The organism is Neobacillus canaveralius (assembly GCF_047237705.1).
Lineage (GTDB): Bacteria > Bacillota > Bacilli > Bacillales > Cytobacillaceae > Neobacillus > Neobacillus niacini_K.
On the sequence record NZ_JBDFLL010000002.1, the window covers coordinates 262,501 to 265,000 of the forward strand.

Below are 2,500 nucleotides of genomic sequence, written 5' to 3' on the forward strand. Positions count from 1 at the left end.
GATTATTTTGCTTTGCAAAAAATCTTGGTTATTTTCTAACGAAAATAACTTGGTGCGGGTGAAGGGAGTCGAACCCCCACGCCTTGCGGCGCCAGATCCTAAGTCTGGTGCGTCTGCCAATTCCGCCACACCCGCATATTAAAATGGAAAGTTATTCTCACTTTCGTGAAAAAACTTTGGTTATTTTCTAACGAAAATAACTTGGTGAGCCATGAAGGACTCGAACCTTCGACCCTCTGATTAAAAGTCAGATGCTCTACCAACTGAGCTAATGGCTCGAATAAGGAAAATTTCCTAAACTTATATTGACATCGTAAGATGTCACAGCCTCAGAAAGAAGCATGGTGCCGGCGAGAGGACTTGAACCCCCAACCTACTGATTACAAGTCAGTTGCTCTACCAATTGAGCTACCCCGGCACATGAGGAATGTAATTTGTTTCACTATCGTGAAAAAATATGGAAAGTTACTTTCACTATCGTGAAAAAACTATGGTGGAGGATGACGGGATCGAACCGCCGACCCTCTGCTTGTAAGGCAGATGCTCTCCCAGCTGAGCTAATCCTCCATATAATACAGCCTGGCAACGTCCTACTCTCACAGGGACAAAGTCCCAACTACCATCGGCGCTGAGAAGCTTAACTTCCGTGTTCGGTATGGGAACGGGTGTGACCTTCTCGCCTTAATTACCAGACTATTTAATTGAGGTATCATTCCCTCAAAACTAGATAATCAGAAGAAGTTTGTAAAACGAGTTCGCTTTTAAAAATTGGTTAAGTCCTCGAACGATTAGTATCAGTCAGCTCCACATGTTACCACGCTTCCACCTCTGACCTATCAACCTGATCATCTTTCAGGGTTCTTACTAGCTTGACGCTATGGGAAATCTCATCTTGAGGGGGGCTTCATGCTTAGATGCTTTCAGCACTTATCCCGTCCGCACATAGCTACCCAGCGATGCCTTTGGCAAGACAACTGGTACACCAGCGGTGCGTCCATCCCGGTCCTCTCGTACTAAGGACAGCTCCTCTCAAATTTCCTGCGCCCACGACGGATAGGGACCGAACTGTCTCACGACGTTCTGAACCCAGCTCGCGTACCGCTTTAATGGGCGAACAGCCCAACCCTTGGGACCGACTACAGCCCCAGGATGCGATGAGCCGACATCGAGGTGCCAAACCTCCCCGTCGATGTGGACTCTTGGGGGAGATAAGCCTGTTATCCCCGGGGTAGCTTTTATCCGTTGAGCGATGGCCCTTCCATGCGGAACCACCGGATCACTAAGCCCGACTTTCGTCCCTGCTCGACTTGTAGGTCTCGCAGTCAAGCTCCCTTGTGCCTTTACACTCTGCGAATGATTTCCAACCATTCTGAGGGAACCTTTGGGCGCCTCCGTTACTCTTTAGGAGGCGACCGCCCCAGTCAAACTGCCCACCTGACACTGTCTCCCACCCCGATAAGGGGTGCGGGTTAGAATTTCAATACAGCCAGGGTAGTATCCCACCGACGCCTCCACCGAAGCTAGCGCTCCGGTTTCTCAGGCTCCTACCTATCCTGTACAAGCTGTACCAAAATTCAATATCAGGCTACAGTAAAGCTCCACGGGGTCTTTCCGTCCTGTCGCGGGTAACCTGCATCTTCACAGGTACTATAATTTCACCGAGTCTCTCGTTGAGACAGTGCCCAGATCGTTACGCCTTTCGTGCGGGTCGGAACTTACCCGACAAGGAATTTCGCTACCTTAGGACCGTTATAGTTACGGCCGCCGTTTACTGGGGCTTCGATTCAGAGCTTCGCTTGCGCTAACCCCTCCTCTTAACCTTCCAGCACCGGGCAGGCGTCAGCCCCTATACTTCGCCTTGCGGCTTCGCAGAGACCTGTGTTTTTGCTAAACAGTCGCCTGGGCCTATTCACTGCGGCTCTTCGAGGCTATTCACCTCAAAAAGCACCCCTTCTCCCGAAGTTACGGGGTCATTTTGCCGAGTTCCTTAACGAGAGTTCTCTCGCACACCTTAGGATTCTCTCCTCGCCTACCTGTGTCGGTTTGCGGTACGGGCACCTTTTATCTCGCTAGAGGCTTTTCTTGGCAGTGTGGAATCAGGAACTTCGGTACTATATTTCCCTCGCCATCACAGCTCAGCCTTCACGGTAAGCGGATTTTCCTACTTACCAGCCTAACTGCTTGGACGCGCATATCCAACAGCGCGCTTACCCTATCCTCCTGCGTCCCCCCATCACTCAAACGATAAAGAGGTGGTACAGGAATATCAACCTGTTGTCCATCGCCTACGCCTTTCGGCCTCGGCTTAGGTCCCGACTAACCCTGAGAGGACGAGCCTTCCTCAGGAAACCTTAGGCATACGGTGGACGGGATTCTCACCCGTCTTTCGCTACTCATACCGGCATTCTCACTTCTAAGCGCTCCACCAGTCCTTACGGTCTAGCTTCAACGCCCTTAGAACGCTCTCCTACCACTGACACCATATGGTGTCAATCCACAG

Annotated in this window: 4 tRNA genes and 2 rRNA genes (1 of these 6 cut by a window edge); all 6 read right to left on the reverse strand. The window is 50.8% G+C overall.

Annotation, left to right across the window (positions count from 1 at the left end):
* Positions 1-50: 50 nt before the first annotated feature.
* A tRNA-Leu gene (locus ABC255_RS29650) sits at positions 51-135 on the reverse strand.
* Between the two features lie 67 nt (positions 136-202).
* A tRNA-Lys gene (locus tag ABC255_RS29655) sits at positions 203-278 on the reverse strand.
* A 64-nt stretch (positions 279-342) separates the two neighbouring features.
* Positions 343-418: transfer RNA gene (locus ABC255_RS29660), tRNA-Thr, on the reverse strand.
* A 73-nt stretch (positions 419-491) separates the two neighbouring features.
* Positions 492-567 (reverse strand) — tRNA-Val (locus ABC255_RS29665).
* 10 nt (positions 568-577) lie between these two features.
* Positions 578-693 (reverse strand): 5S ribosomal RNA (gene rrf, locus ABC255_RS29670).
* A gap of 75 nt (positions 694-768) precedes the next feature.
* Positions 769-2,500, reverse strand: a 23S ribosomal RNA gene (locus ABC255_RS29675); it runs 1,206 nt beyond the window's last position.